9 protein-coding genes are annotated in these 12,703 nt (G+C 70.2%); 5 read left to right on the forward strand and 4 right to left on the reverse strand.

Going from position 1 to position 12,703, the window contains the following annotated elements; translation table 11 throughout:
* Positions 1 to 107: 107 nt before the first annotated feature.
* The 4 genes from AB0E69_RS39540 to AB0E69_RS39555 form a co-directional block, all read right to left on the reverse strand.
* Complete coding sequence (locus AB0E69_RS39540; protein WP_360159018.1) at positions 108 to 3,623, reverse strand: Rne/Rng family ribonuclease; 3,516 nt, start codon at positions 3,621 to 3,623, stop codon at positions 108 to 110.
* A 156-nt stretch (positions 3,624 to 3,779) separates the two neighbouring features.
* The gene (locus AB0E69_RS39545; protein WP_360159021.1) at positions 3,780 to 4,604 is read right to left on the reverse strand and encodes a TIGR03936 family radical SAM-associated protein; all 825 of its coding nucleotides are present in this window, start codon (positions 4,602 to 4,604) and stop codon (positions 3,780 to 3,782) included.
* 63 nt (positions 4,605 to 4,667) lie between these two features.
* Positions 4,668 to 5,168 carry an anthrone oxygenase family protein gene (locus tag AB0E69_RS39550; RefSeq protein ID WP_360159024.1) on the reverse strand — a complete coding sequence of 167 codons (501 nt, stop codon included), beginning with the start codon at positions 5,166 to 5,168 and terminating at the stop codon, positions 4,668 to 4,670.
* A 103-nt stretch (positions 5,169 to 5,271) separates the two neighbouring features.
* Positions 5,272 to 7,518, reverse strand: a complete 2,247-nt coding sequence (locus AB0E69_RS39555; protein ID WP_360159027.1) for a M64 family metallopeptidase — start codon at positions 7,516 to 7,518, stop codon at positions 5,272 to 5,274.
* Positions 7,519 to 7,631: 113 nt separating this feature from the next.
* Here AB0E69_RS39555 and AB0E69_RS39560 point away from each other — a divergent pair, with 113 nt between their 5' ends.
* The 5 genes from AB0E69_RS39560 to AB0E69_RS39580 form a co-directional block, all read left to right on the forward strand.
* Positions 7,632 to 8,126, forward strand: a complete 495-nt coding sequence (locus tag AB0E69_RS39560; RefSeq protein WP_360159030.1) for a hypothetical protein — start codon at positions 7,632 to 7,634, stop codon at positions 8,124 to 8,126.
* A 61-nt stretch (positions 8,127 to 8,187) separates the two neighbouring features.
* Positions 8,188 to 8,985 (forward strand): lysophospholipid acyltransferase family protein, encoded by a 798-nt coding sequence (locus AB0E69_RS39565; RefSeq protein ID WP_360159033.1) that lies wholly within the window; start codon positions 8,188 to 8,190, stop codon positions 8,983 to 8,985.
* 39 nt (positions 8,986 to 9,024) lie between these two features.
* Positions 9,025 to 9,903, forward strand: a complete 879-nt coding sequence (locus AB0E69_RS39570) for a prephenate dehydratase (protein WP_360159036.1) — start codon at positions 9,025 to 9,027, stop codon at positions 9,901 to 9,903.
* A 49-nt stretch (positions 9,904 to 9,952) separates the two neighbouring features.
* Positions 9,953 to 12,079, forward strand: coding sequence for a P-loop NTPase fold protein (locus AB0E69_RS39575; protein ID WP_360159039.1), 2,127 nt, complete (start codon positions 9,953 to 9,955; stop codon positions 12,077 to 12,079).
* A gap of 40 nt (positions 12,080 to 12,119) precedes the next feature.
* The coding region (locus tag AB0E69_RS39580; RefSeq protein WP_360159042.1) for a GNAT family N-acetyltransferase at positions 12,120 to 12,703 on the forward strand (584 nt) is incomplete at its 3' end.

A 12,703-nucleotide genomic window follows, 5' to 3' on the forward strand; every position in this document is an offset into this window, starting at 1 on the left:
GAGGCCCCCACACTTACACACAAGCACAGGTTCGGTGCGCCTCAAGCGCACCGAACCACTAGCTTACAACCCCGGGTCGGCAAACCCGAAATCGGTTCAGCCGCGGCTTAACTGCCGGTGGTGACGAGCTCGGAAGGCTCCGGCGAGTCACCCTCGGTAGCGGTCTTGCTCCGGCTGCGGCTGCTGCGCCGCCGCCGGGTGGTCTTGGCGCCGTTCTGTGCCGCGTCGGCCGCGTCGGCCGCCTCGGCGGCGACCTCCGGCGGCTCGGTGGTAATCGCCGTGGTCGCCTCGGCCGGCTCGCTCGGCGCCGGGAAACCGGTCGCCTCCGGGCTCACGTGCTCGTCCGCGGCCGCGGCGTCCGGGTAGCCCACCGGGCTACCGTCGCCATGCTCCGCGGCGGGAGCGTCCGAGCTGTCCGAGGTGGACGACGTGGACGCGGTCGCCGACGTGGAGGAGGTGGACGACGTGGACGGCGTGGCCGGTGTGGCGACCCAGGAACCCGAGCCGTCACTGACCCACACGCCGGTGACCGCGGGCTCCTCAACGCGCTCAGCCTCGTCAGCGCGCTCAACCTCGGCTGTGGCCTCGACGTCGGCGCCCTCGGCCTCGTGGTCCTCGTCGTCGTGGCTCTTGACCGAGGCGGCGGCGATCTGCGCCAGTCGCTGAGCGGCGTCACCGTTGGACGGGGTGGCCTCCGGCGACTCCGGCTGCTCGTCCTCGCCCCGGTTCCGGCCGCGGCGACGGCGTGAGCTCTTCCGGCCGCCCTCCTCGGACGGGCCGGCCTGAGCGGCGGCGGGCTGCTTGCCCTGGTCGTTGCCGTTGCCGTTGGACTGCCCGTTGCCGTTGCCGGTGTTGCGGCTGTCCCGGCGACGGGACTCCTTCGGCTCGTCGTGCAGGATCAGGCCGCGGCCACCGCAGTGGTCGCAGTTCTCGCTGAACGCCTCGAGCAGGCCGGTACCGATCCGCTTCCGGGTCATCTGGACCAGGCCGAGCGAGGTGACCTCGGCGACCTGGTGCTTGGTCCGGTCCCGGCCCAGGCACTCGACGAGGCGTCGGAGTACCAGATCGCGGTTCGACTCGAGCACCATGTCGATGAAGTCGATCACGATGATGCCGCCGATATCGCGGAGCCGGAGCTGGCGGACGATCTCCTCGGCCGCCTCCAGGTTGTTCTTGGTGACGGTCTCCTCGAGGTTGCCCCCGGAGCCGGTGAACTTGCCGGTGTTCACGTCGACCACCGTCATCGCCTCGGTGCGGTCGATGATCAGCGAGCCACCCGACGGCAGCCAGACCTTGCGGTCCAGCGCCTTCTTGATCTGCTCGTCGATCCGGAAGTTCGCGAACACGTCGCCGTTGCCGGACCACTTCTCCACCCGGTCGGCCAGGTGCGGCGCGACGTCGGAGACGTACTCGCGGACCTGGTCGTAGGCGTCGTCACCGGAGATCACCAGGTTGGTGAAGTCCTCGGTGAACAGGTCGCGGACGACCCGGATCAGCAGGTCGGGCTCGCCGTGCAGCAGCTGCGGGGCCTGGCCGTTCTTCGACTTCCGGTCGATGTCTTCCCAGTACTTCTGCAGCCGGCTGACGTCGGCGGTCAGCTCCTCCTCGGACGCACCCTCGGCCGCGGTCCGGACGATCACGCCGGCCTCGTCGGGGACGATGTCCTTAAGGATCGTCTTCAGCCGGTTCCGCTCGGTGTCGGGCAGCTTGCGGCTGATGCCGCCGTTGCCGCCGCGCGGGACGTAGACGACGTACCGGCCGGGGAGGCTGATCTGGTTGGTCAGCCGGGCGCCCTTGTGGCCGATCGGGTCCTTGGTCACCTGGACCAGGACCGCCTGGCCGGACTTCAGCACCTGCTCGATCTTGCGCGGACCGTTGGCGCCACCAAGGGTCGCCCAGTCCACCTCACCGGCGTACAGCACCGCGTTGCGGCCCTTGCCGATGTCGATGAACGCGGCCTCCATGCTGGGCAGCACGTTCTGCACGCGGCCGAGGTACACGTTGCCGATCAGCGAGCTCTGCTCCGCCGTGGTCACGTAGTGCTCGACCAGGACATTGTCCTCGGAGACCGCGATCTGGGTCAGGTCCTCGCGGGACCGGATCACCATCGTCCGCTCGACCGACTCGCGGCGGGCCAGGAACTCGGCCTCGGTCACGATCGGCGCGCGGCGGCGGCCGGCGGCGCGACCCTCGCGGCGGCGCTGCTTCTTCGCCTCCAGGCGGGTCGAGCCCTCGACCGCGGTGATCTCGTTCACGGTGTTCTTGCTGCGCGGTTCGCGGACCCGTACGACGGTCTCGTCGGGGTCGTCCGGGGCGCCCGCGTCGGCCTCGCCCTTGCGGCGACGGCGCCGGCGACGACGCCGGGACGAGCTGCCGGTTCCGTCGCCGTCCTCGTCCGCGTCGGTCTCGTCGTCGGACTGGGCGTCGGCCTCGGCGCTGTCCGCGTCCTGCTCGTCGTTGTCGTCGTCGTCCGACTGGTCGTCGGCGCTGTCGTCCGCGCCGTCGGCGTCACCGGACTTGCGGCGGCGGCGTCCGCCACGGCGACGGCGGCGACGGCGGGTGCCATCGCCACCCTCGTCGTCGTCGGACTGGCCGTCGGCGTCCTGCGCGTCGGCCTCTGCCTCGGTGGCCTCGACGACCGGCTTGGCGGCGACCTCTTCAGGGGTCTCGCTGGTGGTCTCGGTCTCGCGCGACTCGGCGTCGCGGGTACGGCGGCTGCGGCGCCGGCGCGGGCCGGTCGGCTGCTCGTCGTCCGTCTGCTCCGGAGCGACCTCGGGGGTCGCCTCGACCGGGCTGGTCGCCGCGGCCTGCTGGGACGCTGCCTGCGCAGGAGCCTGCTGCGGTCCGTCGGCGGTCGGCGCCTGGAACAGCACGGCGGCGGGAGCAGGCCGACGACGCGAACGCCGCGTGGTCGTGCCCTCGGCCGCGTCCGGGTCGGAGCCGGTTGAGTCGGTGGCGGCCTGGGCGGTTGCGTGCGAGGCGCCGGTGGCGTTGTCAGCGACCTGGTCCGAGGTGCCCGCGGCAGCCGCGTCGGTCGCCGTGTTCGCGGTGCGGCGGCGGGAGGTGCGCTTGCGGGTCGAACCGGTGCCGGGCGCGGCGTCGGCAGAACCCGCGGCGTCCGCGTTGGCGGCGGGAGCGACCTCGGCGTCCGCGACCGGGCCGTCGGTCACCGGAGAGCCGGTGCTCACGAGGTCGGAGGCGGCAGCCTTCTTGGTGGTCCGCTTGCGGGTGGTCTTCTTCGCCGGGGCGCTCTCGACGACCGGGCCGGCGTCCGCGATGGACGTGTCGGCGAGCTCCGGGAGCGCGTCCTGGGCGGCGGGCCTCTTGGCCGTGCGCTTGGCGGTCGTCTTGGCCGGCGCCTTGGCGGCGGCCTTCTTGACCGTGGTCTTCTTCGCGGCTGCCTTCTTGGCGGCCGCCTTCTTCGCCGGCGCCGGCGCGGGATCCGCGGTCCGGTCGTCGGACTGGGTCGGGACGGCCTCGGCCGTCTTCTTCACCGTGCGCTTGCGCGTCGTGGTGGTCTTCTTCGTGGCAGCCGCGGTCTTCTTGGCGCCTCTGCGCGTGGAAGTGGGCTGGTCGGTCGCAGCGGTGTCTGCTGCGTCGGTGGTCGGCTCGTTGTCGAGCATGTAGTGCGGGTCTCCTCAAGCCCTTCGGCGCACCCGGCGACCCCTGTCACGGGTCCGGCGCGGCCACAAGGCGGTCACGGTTCGCCCCACCTGGCCCGAAGTACTCCCCGGGGCCTCGGTGAAACGCAAGCCTGCTGGTACCCGCTCCGCCCGCGCTCAGGGCACAGAGGGAGCGGCGGCGTCGCCCTCCGCTGTGTGCGTCTGGTGGGCACCTGCCTGGCCGGTCGCGGTCGCCTGGGTGGCGTCGCGGTCTCGAGCGAGCGGGTCCTCCACCGTGCCGGTGGCCGCGATGAGCGGGCCCTGGGCGAGCCTGGTCAAAAGAGCCGGGCCCGTCACCGGGAGCGTCGCTACCTCTAGCACGCCGGCGAGAACGTCGTCGGGTCTCACGGCCGGGGTTCCGTGCCGTAACACCACTTGCAGTATCGCACACGTCGCAACCGGCGCCGGTTCGGCCGCGACGGTGAGTCGCAGAACGGCGTCCCGACAGTCGAACGAGCGAAGTCCCCGTTTGGTCATGCGCTCGACCAGAATTTCCTCCCGGTCGAGGAACGCCGCCACCGCCGCGGCGGCCGCCACCGGATCCGCACCGGGCAACGCGATCCGCCACTCGCTCGCCTCCAGGCGCTCGGCCAGCCCGCCGGGTCCGGCCACGACCACCTCGAGCACGTCCAGGCCCGGCGGTAGGGCCTCGTCCAGGGCGGCCCGGACCTGCTCCGGGTCCCGCTCGTGTGTGAGCGAGATCTCCAAGTACTCCGCCTCCGAGGCGGCGCCGGTCGGCGCGGCACCGGCGTACGAGATCTTCGGGTGCGGGCTGAAGCCGTGCGAGAACGCGACCGGCAGGCCGGCCCGCCGGACGGCGCGCTCGAACGCTCGCTGGAAGTCGCGGTGTGAGGTGAATCGCAGCCGCCCGCGCTTGGCGAAGCGGACCCGGAGCTTCTGGACCGCGGGCAGCTGCTGCGACGGCGGAGCTTGTACTGGCACAGCTGCATTGTCTCAGGCCCGGGCCGCCAGCGATCACTCCGATTATGGTCTAGTCCAGCTCGTTCACGGCTGGGCGGCCGACTTGCCGGTCAGGTAGAGCGCCCAGCCCAGCAGCGCGAACGAGCCGATCTGGGTCCAGGTGCGGACCAGGTTGTAGGTCCGCCACTTCGACTCGTCGAACGCCGCCCGGACGGCGTGTACGTCGATCGTGTTCGGGTCGCCGGCGGCCTTCATCGCGTCGTTCAGCGGCACGTTCACCGCCATCGTGACGATGATCCCGATCAGGGTCAGCACGAACGCGACCGCGATCCACGGCAGCGACTTCTCCTTCAGGCCGAGCAGGCCGGCCAGCGCCGTGAAGACCAGCGCCCCGAAGAACCCCAGGCCGAGGAACAACGGGTTGACGATCGCCCGATCGACCGCCGTGAAGGCGCTGATGAAGGTCTTGTCGTCGGTCTTGGCCAGACCGGGCATGAAGGCGTTCGCATAGATCGCGTACACCCCGGCGACCAGCCCGGTCAGCATCGTGGCCACCAGCAAGGACGTCACGCGTAGTCCGTTCATCTCACTCCTCCGGTACGGGCGGGTTCCTCCCCGCACCGGAAAATCTAGGGTGAGCGACCTTGCACGAACATGTCACCGAAACTCGCGCCCATGTCCGGGCGACTCAGAGCTTCGCGCACTGCCCCGATCGCGGGCCGGACACGAGGTTCGGAGCCTCCAGGTTGGTCGGTGCCGGGGTGTTCGCGGCGCAGGTGAGCGGGCCCTGGATCGTGTTGCCTGCCAGCGCCGCGGCGGTCGTCGCGGTGACGGAGACGGGTCCCTGGACCGTGCTGCCGACGGCGACCAGGCTGCGGGTGACGTGGTCGGCGGTGACTGGGCCGGCGACGGTACTGCGCAACAGTTGGACGTCGGCGGCATGGTCGGCGTCGAGCGGGCCGCCGATCCGGCTGTCGACGGCGACGACCGAGGCGCCGGCCTCGATCCGGACCGGTCCCTTGACGGTCGCGTTGGTCAGGCAGGTGACGCCGGAGCGGACGATCAGCGAGCTGTTGCGGACGCCGGTGATCGTGCTCGTGCAGGTCGGTGCCGGACGCAACAGGGTGACCGCGAACCGGCGCGGCGTACCGATGTTGCCGGTGGCATCGATCGCGCGGTACTCGACGCGGTGCCGGCCGTAACCCGGCGGCACGTCGTCCCACGGGACCACTCGTGGTACGCCGAGCTTCCCGTACACGAGGTGGTCGATCTCGGTGCCCTCTGCGGTGAACTTGAACGGCGCGGAGGCGTCCGTCGGCCAGCCGTAGTAGTTGTACCAACCGTCGCCGTCGACGCGGAACGACGGGACGACGTACCCGGCGCTGTCGTCGGTCGCGGCCAGGCCCATCGTGAACGCGTCGTTGTATACGTATTCAGGACCGGTCGGCTTCTGGACGGTGAGCAGCGGTTTCGACAGCGTGGCCGCGACCGTCGGCTCGACGCCGTCGACCTGCCAGGTGAGGGTCTGGTCGCCGACGCGGGCGGTCAGCGTGTGGCGTCCGGCCAGGTGGAGCGGGGCGAGGTCGAAGTCGCGGTCGTTGCCCGGATTGGCGGTCGGGGTACCGTCCACCGCCCAGGTGATCGCGGGCTGATCGGTGTCGGTCTGCGTGGTCTCGGCGTACACGACCTCGTCGGCGCTGACCGGGTGCTCGGTCGACGTCTGCGCGGTGAAGGCAGGCGGGGTCGTCGACGGTTGCGCGGTCAGGGTGGTGTTGACGGTCCAGCTCCGGGACGCGGTCGGGCGTACTGCGGGGTCGCGGATGAAGTCGGTCGGGTCGACGATCGTGGCGGTCAGCGTGTGCAGACCGGGCGCCAGCGTCAGGGTCGAGAGGTCGACGGCGCGGGCGTTCGCGGTCGGCAGCGCCGTACTGTCGAGGGTCCAGCTGACGGTGAGCTCGTGGCTGTCGGGGTGCAGGGTCTGCAGCCAGACGACCTGGTCGGCCGCGACCTGGCCGACGGGGGTGCTGCTTTGGAAGAGGGTCGCCTTGGCGGAGATCCGCTGGGTCATCCGCTCTCGGGCGACCTGGTCGAAGAAGTAACCGAGGGTCTTCATCATCGAGTGCGCGCTCGGCCGCCAGACGCCGGAGCCGGCGTACATACCGCCCTCGTAGCGCCCGATCGTGCCGCCGGACTCGGACGGTTCGCCGAGCCAGCGGTACCACTTCTGCTTCTGGTCGATCATCTGCCGCTCGGTCAGCAACGTGTGGTGGATCGAGGACGGCTCCGGGCCGTCGTACGGCGCGCCACGCTCGCCGCGGGCGTAGTAGTCGTACTCGTCCTGCAGCCCGCCGAGCGAGTGGCCGAGCTCGTGCGGGGCGATCAGGGCCGAGAGCGCGTTGCCGCCGGACGCGGTCGCGTACGTGCCGCCGGCGCCGCCGTACGTGTCGCTGTTGCCGATGGCAAGGATCTGCCGGTTGGCACTGGTGGTGCCGGCGACCAGGTCGGCGTACTGCGTCGCCGCGGCCGAGCTGACCGTGAGCAGGCGCTGGACGCTGGCCGGGTTGCACCCGCCCCAGAAGCCCATCTGGAGCGGGGTGTCGCGCTGGGGCGAGGTGAGGTCCGGGTCGCAGTCGACACCGCTCTCCGGGGACGCGATCTCGACGGCGTACACGTTGACATAGTTCCGGTACGACTTGAACGGCTCGATGCTCCAGAGGATGTTCAGGTGCTTGTCGACCTGCTCGCGGAACTTCGGCAGCTCGGCGGCGGTGTAGCCGTCGCCCATCACGACCAGGTTGAACCGGGACGCGGCCGGGCCGGTGACCTGGATCGGGACCACGGTCGCCACCGGCGCGGCGGCCTGGGCCGCGGGTGGGAGACTGGTGAGACCCCCTGCGAGCACCGCGAGTACCGCTGTCAACGCTCTGATCCGCACGGGGTCCTCCCCCACCTGGGCGACGCTGCCGTCAGCAGCTTATGGACCCGCACCCGGGCGTGTCCGGCCTTCCGCGTGGCGCGATGGCCCGCTCGCGGCACTAATTTCTATTCATGACCAATCCAAGTCCCGGCACCACCGCGGTCGACCGCGAGCGCGCGATGCGCCCGGTGATCCGGCTCGTGGCGGTGTACCTCGGCCTGAGCATCCTGATCGCGGTGCTCGTCGGCGTCTTCCACCACAGCGTCCTCGACTACCAGTTCGCGCACGCCGCGAACCACGACTCCCCCGATCCGGCCGTCCGGGACCAGGTGCGGAGCAGCCTGTCGTGGTCGCTGTGGTCGCGGCCGATCACGGCGGTGATCATCCTGCTGGTCTACCTGCGCATCATCAAGGGCCTGCGGAACGGCAAGCGGTCGTCGTACCGGCGGATCCGGATCGTCGCGATCGTGGTCACCGTGCTCAACCTGTACTACATCGTCACCGGCCAAAATCCGGTCTGGATGAGTATCGGCCAGGGCCTGCAGATCGTCGTACTGATCGGCGTCTTCGTGCTCGCCAGCCGGCCCGACGTCAAGGCACACTTTCAGCGCGCACCGGGCGACTGATCCTCAACCGGGCCGCCGTACGGCATCATGAAGGCTCGGGGAACGTGAGGAAAGGACACCGATGACGGAACCGGCGCAGTCGGCACGCCCGGAGCGGGGCGATCCGGTGCTGGACGCCGGGGACGGCGACGGCAAGGGCGTCTACTGGCTGCTCAAGCACGTCCTGGTCGGGCCGGCGGTGAAGCGGGTCTTCCGGCCGAACGTGGTCGGCGCCGAGAACGTCCCGGACCAGGGCGCGGCGATCATCGCGTCCAACCACCTGTCCTACGCGGACTGGATCTTCATGCCGCTGGTGCTCCGGCGCCGGGTCACGTTCGTCGCCAAGTCCGACTACTTCACCGGCGCGGGTCTGAAGGGGCGCTTCCAGCGCGGGTTCTTCAAGGGCACCGGGCAGGTGCCGATCGACCGGTCCGGCGGATCGGCGTCCGAGGGCGCGATGCGGGCCGGGATGAAGGTGCTGGAGCGGGGTGAGCTGTTCGGGATCTACCCGGAGGGCACGCGGTCGCACGACGGGCGGCTGTACAAGGGCCGCACCGGTGTGGCCCGGCTGGCGCTGGAGGCGAAGGTGCCGGTGATCCCGTGCGGGGTGATCGGGACCGACGTGGTCGCGCCGCCCGGGAAGGTGGTCGCGTCGTTCGCCTCGCCGACGGTGAAGTTCGGTGAGCCGCTCGACTTCTCGCGGTACGAGGGGATGGAGAGCGACCGGCTCATCCTGCGGGCGGTGACCGACGAGATCATGTACAAGATCATGGAGCTGTCCGGGCAGGAGTACCTCGACATGTATGCCACCAAGGCCAAGGCGCTGGAGGGCCGGGCGGTCACGGGCGCGCCGAAGAAGGTCCGTAAGGCGGACACCTGATCCGTGGGTTGAGACGGGGTAGGTCTACGCTGGTAGATCGTGGACGGACCGATCGCTTACCAGGGTGAGCCAGGCGCCAACTCGGCGATGGCGTGCACCGAGATGTTCCCGGACCGCGAGCAGCTGCCTTGCACGACTTTTGAGGACGCGCTCGAGGCGGTTTCGAGCGGTCGGGCCGGGCTGGCGATGATTCCCGTCGACAACTCGATCGCCGGCCGGGTGGCGGACATCCACCACCTGCTGCCGGAGTCCGGGCTTCACATCGTGGGCGAGTTCTTCCTGCCGATCCACTTCCAGCTGCTGGGCGTTCCTGGTACGTCGCTCGACCGGGTGCGGACCGTGCGCAGCCATGTGCACGCGCTCGGGCAGTGCCGGAAGATCATCCGGGAGCACGGCTGGTCGACTGTCGTCGCGGACGACACCGCGGGAGCTGCTCGCGAGGTGGCCGAGCTCGGTGATCCTTCGGTTGCGGCCCTCTCCCCGCGCGCGGCCGCTGATCTGTACGGCCTGTCGACGCTCGCGTCCGACGTCGAAGACGAGCACCACAACACGACGCGCTTCCTGGTCCTGTCGCGGGAGCCCGAAGTACCGCCGGTCGGCTCCGGTCCGGTCATCACGTCCTTCGTGTACCGCGTCCGCAACGTGTCCGCTGCGCTCTACAAGGCCCTCGGCGGGTTTGCGACCAACGGCGTCAACATGACCAAGCTGGAGTCGTACCAGCTCGGCGGCATGTTCTTCGCCACCCAGTTCTACGCCGACATCGAAGGCCACCCCGAGCAACCGAACGTAGCCCTGGCCCTCGAAGAACTCGCCTTCTTCTCGGTGGAGGTCCGCATCCTCGGCGTCTACCCATCGCATCCCTTCCGCGCATCAATCGCAGAACCAGCCGCCAACCGGGCCCTCCGGCCCCACCACTAACACCGCGTGACCGCTAGCCTGCGGAGAGGCTAGCTGAGGGCGGGTGAGGATGGCCGGACAGATCGGGTACGGCGAAGGGCTCGAGCGTGTCGACGTCGTGCACGGTGACGTGTTCGACCAAGGGGCCGACATCGTCGTCGTACCGTGCAGCGTCCACGGCAGTGTGTCGTCGGATTTCGCGGACCGGTTGGCCAGACTCGGGGTCGACTCCCCCACCGGCAGCTTCAGCCTCGGAGAGGTCGTCGAAGCCCGCAGTACGTCGTCCGCGCACGCCAGGATCCTGTTCGCCGCCGTGGTGACGGACGAGGGCACGAGGGTGCGGGTCATCGAGCAGGCGGCACGGGAGATCGGCTTTCGAACGGCCGAGGACTCCGTGGTGGCCTTCCCGTTGCTGGGGACGGGGGCAGGCGGTATGGAGCCAGGCCCTGCTCTGCTGGCGATCCTCAACGGGTTCATGGCCGGGGCGCCGGCCGGAGCGCGGGCCAAGGTGTGCGTGCTGGGGGTGGCGGTGTTCCGCCGCCTGATCGAGGAGCTCGACGCCGATCCCGCGCAGCACAGCAGTGCCGAGACCGACGCGACCCGGCCGCCGGCGGTGCCGCCGCGGCCCGATGAGAACGTGCCTACTCATACGGACGGGCCGGCTCGGGTCGACGAGCTGGGACGCGAAGGGTTGGCGATGATCCTCGCGCGGCGGATCCGGGCCGCGCGGCGTGAGCAGACCCGGCGCTCGTCGAGCGGTACGGATCGAGGCGGTACCTTCCTCCTGCACGTTCACGCACCCTGGGGTGCCGGCAAGACTTCGCTGCTGAACTTCCTCGCGACCGAGCTCCGGACGCCTGGTGCCGACGGCCGGCGGAACGTCGTGATCGACTTCAACGCCTGGCAGCACCAGCGGATCGGACCGCCGTGGTGGTGGCTGATGACGACGATCTACACCGGTGCCGTCTCCGAGCTGAAGGCCTTCGACCGCCGCCGGGCGATCAGCCTGTGGCTGCACGAGTGGTGGTGGCGCCTGCGGAGCGGCCTTCCGGGCTTCCTGATACTGGCCGGGATCATCGTCGTACTCGTGCTGGCGGTGCGGGGCGGCTGGTTCCAGGGCATCCGTCGTCCGGACGACGTCGGCGCCGCGGTGAAGAGCGTCCTCTTCACGGTGGCGGCGATCGTCACCTCGCTGGTGACGATCTGGGGTCTGGTGCACGGCTTCGGCCGGTGGCTGTTCGCGACGTCAGCCCGCGGCGCCAGGCGTTTCGTCAGCAACACCAACGATCCGATGGGCCTGGTCCGCAAGCACCTGCGCGATCTCGCTGCGTGGATCGACTACGACATCGTGGTGATGGTCGACGACCTCGACCGCTGCAAGGCGCCGTACGTCGTCGAGCTGCTCGAGGGAATCCAGACGCTGTTCCGGGACGTCCCCATCACGTACGTCGTCGCCGCCGACCGGGACTGGCTGGCCGACAGCTATGCCGGCGAGTACGCCGGGTTCGCGAGCGCGGCCGAGGAGGCCGGGCGGCCGATCGGCTACTTGTTCCTGGAGAAGACCTTCCAGATCTCGACCGGTCTCCCGGCGAGCACGCAGGTCGCCGCGTTCTGGTCGCGGATCCTGCGCCGCCCGGCGGTGCCGGACCAGGACGAGCTGGAGCGGGCCCGCCGCCGGGCGCAGGAGGAACTGGGCAGGGAGCCCGGAGATATAGCGCGCCGCCGGGTCGCTGCCGACCCGGGGAACTCTCCGGCCGACATTCAGGCCCGGCTCGAGGCAGTCGCGGTCGGCATGGTGAGCGAGCAGGCCCAGCTCAGCAACGCGCACGCCCTGGAACCGTTCCAGCCACTCCTCGGTGCGGACCCGAACCCGCGGATGATGAAGCGGCTGGTCAATGCCTACGGGATCGCCCGCGGGATCGAGACGCTGCAGGGCGTGAACCTCGAGGACGACGCGACGCACGGCCGGCAAACCGCGCTCTGGACGATCCTGTCGATGCGCTGGCCCAAGCTGGCGGCCGCGCTCGCGAAGCGCCCGGACGCCGTTGCCGCGATCGGCGACGGGCCGGTTCCGCCCGGCATCCCCGCAGAGCTGGCGCCGCTGTTCACCGACGCCGAGGTGATCGATGTCGTCCGCGGCAAAGGCGTCGACGCCGCGCTGGACGCCGACGCGATCCGGGCGACCGTACTGCGGTAGTTCCCGCGCGTGCCGTCCACGGAGCCAATAGCCTGCCCGGATGGAGATCGTGGTGGTGGACGGGCGGGATCCCGAGATGTTTCGGCGGTTCTATGAGGTGAAGTACGCCGTTCGGGTGGAGGAGTTGGAGTTTCCGGTGGGGTTGGGGGTGGACGAGGCTCGGGTCCTGATGGCCGGGAGGCATGGGGATGTGCGGGCCGAGGGTCTGGGGATCGTCGAGGGTGGCAGGTGGCTCGGTGTCGCTTGGCTGGATTGGTGGTTGGTGGGGAATACGCAGACCGTGGATGTCGAGCTGGCGGTGGTGCCGGAGTTTCGGCGGCGAGGGGTGGCCAGCCGGTTGTTGGACATCGCTGTCGAGCGAGCCAAGGACGCAGGGCGGACGGTGCTGTCGGGGACCAATGTGGCTGGGGATCCGGTCACCGGTGAGAGTGCGGGGACCGAGTTTGCCCGGACGCGGGGGTTTGTGAAGAAGCATGCCGAGCTGCACCAGGTGCTCGAGTTGCCGGTGGAGACCAGCGAGCCCACGGTCGACGGGTACGAGATCGTGCAGTGGCGGGAGCACACGCCGGACGAGTGGATCGAGCAGTTCGCCGTACTGCTGTCGGGGATGAGTGAAGACGTGCC

It is taken from the genome of Kribbella sp. NPDC026611 (genome assembly GCF_040638345.1).
Lineage (GTDB): Bacteria > Actinomycetota > Actinomycetes > Propionibacteriales > Kribbellaceae > Kribbella.

Excerpts from the sequence above, each read along its gene's own strand:
- AB0E69_RS39560 (WP_360159030.1), top strand. The coding sequence starts at position 7,632 with ATGACCAATCCAAGTCCCGGCACCACCGCGGTCGACCGCGAGCGCGCG.
- AB0E69_RS39550 (WP_360159024.1), bottom strand. The coding sequence starts at position 5,168 with ATGAACGGACTACGCGTGACGTCCTTGCTGGTGGCCACGATGCTGACC.
- AB0E69_RS39540 (WP_360159018.1), bottom strand. The coding sequence starts at position 3,623 with ATGCTCGACAACGAGCCGACCACCGACGCAGCAGACACCGCTGCGACC.
- AB0E69_RS39575 (WP_360159039.1), top strand. The coding sequence starts at position 9,953 with ATGGCCGGACAGATCGGGTACGGCGAAGGGCTCGAGCGTGTCGACGTC.
- AB0E69_RS39565 (WP_360159033.1), top strand. The coding sequence starts at position 8,188 with ATGACGGAACCGGCGCAGTCGGCACGCCCGGAGCGGGGCGATCCGGTG.